The organism is Pseudonocardia hydrocarbonoxydans (assembly GCF_006539565.1).
GTDB lineage: Bacteria > Actinomycetota > Actinomycetes > Mycobacteriales > Pseudonocardiaceae > Pseudonocardia > Pseudonocardia hydrocarbonoxydans.
Genome location: NZ_BJNG01000086.1, coordinates 1 through 740, shown reverse-complemented (window position 1 = coordinate 740; position 740 = coordinate 1). Strand labels below are relative to the sequence as shown.

1 protein-coding gene and 1 pseudogene are annotated in these 740 nt (G+C 69.6%); both read right to left on the bottom strand.

Translation table 11 applies throughout. From position 1 onward, the window contains the following. Positions 1–495, bottom strand: coding sequence for an IS5 family transposase (locus tag PHY01_RS26085; protein WP_246086161.1), 495 nt, complete (start codon positions 493–495; stop codon positions 1–3). Positions 496–502: 7 nt separating this feature from the next. Beyond that, positions 503–740, bottom strand: a pseudogene (locus PHY01_RS26800) (IS5-like element ISMra2 family transposase); the annotation flags it as partial.

The following is a 740-nucleotide window of genomic DNA, read 5'->3' as shown; positions in this document are numbered from 1 at the left end:
CTAGAGCGTGTCTCCTAATGCCTGGAGCCAGGTGACGATGGCCTTGAGGACGGCGCCGCCGCGGAAGGTCAGTGCGAGCTTGTCGTAGCGGGTCGCGAGCCCGCGCCACTGCTTCACGGTGCAGAAGCCTCGTTCGACGACGTTGCGGTTGCGGTAGTCCACGGAGTCGAATGCTGGTGGGCGGCCGCCCCGAGACCCGCGCCGCTTGCGGTGTCCTTGCTGGTCAGCCGGTTCAGGGATGACTGCGACGATCCGTCGTGCCCGTAGATGCCCGCGGATCGCCCGCGACGAGTAGGCCTTGTCTGCGCGTATCCGGTTGGGGCGGGTCCGCGCCCGCCCGGGCCCGGGGCGGGCGATGCTCAGATGCGCCATGAGGTGCGGGAACATCGGGGCGTCGCCGGCTTGGCCCGGCCCGACGAGCACGACCAGCGGATGGCCGTGGCCATCGACGAGCTGGTGGATCTTCGTGGACAGGCCCCCGCGAGAGCGGCCCAACGCATGGTCAGGCGGTTCGTCGAGCAGATTGTTGTAGTTCGATCTCGCCCCCCGTGTCGCGGGTGAGGCTGGCGGCGTGCTGGTGCGCGCGGATGATCGTGGAGTCCACGCTGGCGTCCCAGTTCACGACACCGGCAGCGTCCGCGCTGGTCAGCAGAGCAGACAGGACCTGGTCCCAGGTGCCGTCACCGCTGTAGCGGCGGTGTCGCTTCCACAGGGTCTGCCAGGGGCCGAACTCCCGGGGC